We start from the raw sequence: 3,109 nt of genomic DNA, 5'->3' as shown, positions 1-3,109 counted from the left end.
GTCCTCGTCACAGGAGCCGAGGACCGTGGCGCCCCAATCCTTTACCGCCTGGGCGCAGTTGGCCGGGGCAAACGGAATGGCGGAGACGGCCAGCATGGGGATGTCGTTCTGATTGTCCCCCACACAGTAGATGTGCTCCCGGCGGATCCCCAGCAGCTCCGCCAGCTTGAGGACCATGCCCCCCTTGGTGGCGGTTTTGGCCGTGCATTCCAAGAGGACGGCGTTGGAGAAGATGACCTCGTACCGCTGGGGCCACCGCTCCAGCATCAGGGCCTGGGCCCGGAGCAGCACGTCGTGGTCGGCCTGGATCACCGCCTTGCTCCAGGGGGAGGGCATCTCCGCCAGGCCCATCTCGGTCCAGGTGGTCTTGACCCGCTCCACGTGCCGCTGGGTGTGGGCGTTGGGGCGGTAGATATACACGTCGTCGCCGTGGTAGGTCTCCACCCCCAGCGCGGGGATGGCGGAGCACAGCTCCCCCAGGTCCTCCGCCGCGCAGACGGGCAGGGGCAGGTCCACCACCGTGCGTCCGGCCCGGAAATCATAGAGCAGGGCGCCGTTGGAGAGGATCACAGGGGCATTGATGGGCGCGGCGTCCACATAGGGGGCGAAGGTGCGGTGGGCCCGCCCGGTGGAGACGGTAAACCGGCCCCCCTCCCGCACGAAGTATTCGAGGGCCTCCCGGTTCCCGCGGGACACCTCGCAGTCGGAGCCCACCAGCGTGTCGTCAAAGTCGCTGGCCAGCAGAACGCCCTCAAATTTGCCCAAGTGAATCACACACCTTATCTCTGAATGTCGGCCCCCAGATAGAACTTTTTCAGCGGCGCGTACAGCAGCGCCGCGATGACCAGTGCCAAAATGGTGTTGGGGAGCATATAGGAGCCGTTATAGACAATGGAATAGAGCGTAGGATTATCAAACACCGTGCCCAGGATCTCCGTGGGGGCGTAGATGCGGTAGATCGTCACGCCGCTGATGAAATGGACCACGAAGCGGGCGAAGCAGCCCAGCACGGTGCCGGCGAAGATGCCCCAGCGCTTCCCCTGAAAGAGGCCGGCGAGGCCCAGGGGGGTGAAGGCCACCAGGTAGTCGAGCAGCATGGACTGCCAGCCCCAGGCGTAGGCCCCGTCGAACATCAGTTGCAGCAGGCCGAAAACAAAGCCGGCCAGCAGGCCGTCGGCCAGCCCCCAGCGGACGGCGAAGAGCAGGATGGGGAACATGGCGGGGGTGAGAGAGCCGCCGTTGGGCAGCTCCATGAGCTTGATATAGCTCAGGATCTGGGACAGGGCCACCATAATGGCGCCCTCACAGAGCATGCGGGTGGCGTTTCGCCTGGCGGGTTTGGATCTTGCGGTCGCGGTGTTTTCCATGGTGCATTTCTCCCTCGAACAAAATGTACCGCAGCGCAAACCTGGATACTCTGCGCAATGCGGTACGGGAGAAACGACATGAAAAGCCGAATCATCTTCCTACGCCGGCATTACCCGGATCAGGTTCAAGGGACCGGGGGCGGCGCTACGCCCCTGCATCTCAGCCGGACTTGCGTCCAGCGCCCCTGTATTCGATTTGTCCTGCGGTCGGTCCGTATTATATATCAGCCGGTCCGGCTTTGTCAACCCGGGGCGTCAGCGCGCCAGTTTCCGCAGCGCCTGACTGAAATAGTCCGGCAGAGGACACTCCACCGTCACGCGCGTCCCCGCAGAGGGGTGGACGAAGGAGAGCCGCCGGGCGTGGAGACACTGCCCCGCCAGGCCCGGGACGGGCTTTTTCGCCCCATAGACCACATCTCCCAGCAGCGGGTGGCCGATGTAGGCCATGTGCACCCGGATCTGATGGGTGCGGCCCGTCTCCAGGCGGCATTGGATATGGGTATGGCCGGGGTAACGACCCAGAACGGACCAGTGTGTCACCGCCGCCCGTCCCCCCTTTGGGTCCACGCACATCCTTTTGCGGTCCGCCGGGTGCCGGGCGATGGGCGCGTCCACGGTGCCGGACGCCTCTTTCAGCGTGCCCACGCACACCGCCTCGTATTCCCGGTAGAGGGAGTGGTCCTGGAGCTGTGCGGCCAGGGCCAGGTGGGCGGCGTCGTTTTTGGCGGCGATGATGAGCCCCGAGGTGTCCCGGTCAATGCGGTGGACGATGCCGGGCCGCAGCGCCCCGTTGATTCCGGAGAGGCTATTTCCACAGTGATATAACAGTGCGTTTACCAGTGTGCCGTCCGGATGACCGGGCGCGGGGTGGACCACCATGCCCACCGGCTTGTTGACCACGATGACGTCGGCATCCTCATAGACCACATCCAGCGGGATATTCTGGGGCCGGATGTCCACCTCCACCGGGTCGGGGAGGGAGAGCGCCACCGCGTCGCCGGGGGCAGTGCGGGTGTTTTTCCGGGCCGGCGCGCCGTTGAGGGTGACGGCTCCCTCCTCCAGCAGCCGCTGGGCGGCCGAGCGGGTGAGGCCGTCCACGGACCGGGCCAGGAGCTGGTCCAGCCGCTCCCCCTCCCGGTCAGCCCTCAGCAGGATGGGAGTCATCGGGGGCCTCCTTTTTTTCCAGCTTATCATAGAAGAAGAGAAAGTAGACGCAAAAGGCGATGCCGCCGCAGACCACGCAGATGTCGGCCACGTTGAAGACGGCAAAATGCATGAACTGGAGGTTGAACATGTCGGTGACAAAACCGAAGAGGGCCCGGTCGATGAGATTTCCCACAGCGCCCGCCAGCACCACGGAGAGGGTGATCACGCCGAAGGGATGGGCCACCACCCTTTTGATCAGCGCGGCGGCGATGGCCGCCGCCACCACGGCGGAGATGATGGTGAGGAGCCAGGTATGGTCTTTGAAGATGGAGAAGGCCGCGCCGGTGTTCTGCACGTAGGTGAGCTCCACCAGCCCGGGGAGAAAGGGCATAGAGGCGCCCAGGGGGATATTGGCGCGGACCAGGATCTTCACAAGCTGGTCTGCCGCCACCAGAAGGACGACGAGAATGGCGTACAACATAGTTGGGTTACTCCTTGGGACGGCGATCCCGCCGTATTCTTGTTCCGCTGAAAGGTATTATATCAAAACGGCGGCATTTTGCAAGGAGAAGCGCGCAGCCGCCGCAGCGTGACAG

4 protein-coding genes and 1 riboswitch are annotated in these 3,109 nt (G+C 64.2%); all 4 genes read right to left on the bottom strand.

The features are described from left to right. On the bottom strand, positions 1 to 774 hold a 774-nt coding region (locus tag ABUA09_RS18190), incomplete at its 3' end, for an HAD-IIB family hydrolase (protein WP_349949622.1). Positions 775 to 779: 5 nt separating this feature from the next. Then, positions 780 to 1,367, bottom strand: coding sequence for an energy-coupled thiamine transporter ThiT (gene thiT, locus ABUA09_RS18185; protein WP_075704984.1), 588 nt, complete (start codon positions 1,365 to 1,367; stop codon positions 780 to 782). A 78-nt stretch (positions 1,368 to 1,445) separates the two neighbouring features. Then, a riboswitch (TPP riboswitch) is annotated at positions 1,446 to 1,564 on the bottom strand. 58 nt (positions 1,565 to 1,622) lie between these two features. Beyond that, on the bottom strand, positions 1,623 to 2,531 hold the full coding sequence (locus tag ABUA09_RS18180; RefSeq protein ID WP_058116846.1) for an RluA family pseudouridine synthase: 909 nt from the start codon (positions 2,529 to 2,531) through the stop codon (positions 1,623 to 1,625). Beyond that, positions 2,506 to 2,994 carry a signal peptidase II gene (gene lspA, locus ABUA09_RS18175; RefSeq protein WP_033118411.1) on the bottom strand — a complete coding sequence of 163 codons (489 nt, stop codon included), beginning with the start codon at positions 2,992 to 2,994 and terminating at the stop codon, positions 2,506 to 2,508. Before lspA ends, ABUA09_RS18180 begins: the two co-directional genes overlap by 26 nt. Positions 2,995 to 3,109: the final 115 nt, after the last annotated feature.

This window comes from Intestinimonas sp. RTP31139st1_F5_RTP31139_211217 (genome assembly GCF_040226735.1).
Lineage (GTDB): Bacteria > Bacillota > Clostridia > Oscillospirales > Oscillospiraceae > Intestinimonas > Intestinimonas butyriciproducens.
The sequence above is the reverse complement of the archived record's forward strand: the minus strand, read 5'-3'. Positions and strand labels throughout refer to the sequence as shown.

Bases quoted from the DNA above. Each gene is read 5' to 3' on its own strand.
- ABUA09_RS18180 (WP_058116846.1), bottom strand. From the start codon at position 2,531: ATGACTCCCATCCTGCTGAGGGCTGACCGGGAGGGGGAGCGGCTGGAC.
- lspA (WP_033118411.1), bottom strand. From the start codon at position 2,994: ATGTTGTACGCCATTCTCGTCGTCCTTCTGGTGGCGGCAGACCAGCTT.
- thiT (WP_075704984.1), bottom strand. From the start codon at position 1,367: ATGGAAAACACCGCGACCGCAAGATCCAAACCCGCCAGGCGAAACGCC.